The sequence below is a fragment of the Streptobacillus felis genome (genome assembly GCF_001559775.1).
Taxonomy (GTDB): Bacteria; Fusobacteriota; Fusobacteriia; order Fusobacteriales; family Leptotrichiaceae; genus Streptobacillus; species Streptobacillus felis.
In genome coordinates this window covers 1-454 of record NZ_LOHX01000232.1, presented here as the reverse complement: position 1 = coordinate 454, position 454 = coordinate 1, and the positions used below count along the sequence as shown (strand labels likewise).

At 30.0% G+C, this 454-nt stretch carries 1 protein-coding gene; it reads right to left on the bottom strand.

The window, feature by feature from the left end; all coding sequences use genetic code 11:
- Positions 1-454, bottom strand: a 454-nt coding sequence (locus AYC60_RS04125) for a YebC/PmpR family DNA-binding transcriptional regulator (RefSeq protein WP_197416956.1), incomplete at both ends; no start/stop codon positions are given.

Here is a 454-nt window from a genome sequence, read left to right as displayed (position 1 = left end):
TTTTTCTAAATCTTCAGGTGATAAATTTTCAACTTCTATAGAAGGTACGTAAGAGATATCAGATTCAACAACAGAATAATTAGCTTCTTTAATACTATTTAATACATTATCAAAAGTATCAGTAGAAGTAGTAATATAGAAACTATCATCATAAACTTTCATATCATCCATTCCTGAATCTAGTTCTATCATCATTAATTCATCTTCATTTGAATTAGGAGTTTTTTCTATAATAATTTCTCCCTTTCTTTCAAACATATATGATACACATCCTGGCGTGCCAAGATTTCCACCATTTTTATCAAAAGAAGACTTAACACTTGAAGCTGTTCTATTTCTATTATCTGTAAGTATTTCAACTATTAATGCAACTCCACCTGGTCCATAACCTTCATAATTTAGGCTTTCATAACCAGATCCTCCATCAGCACCTGAACCTTTTTTTATAGCTCTT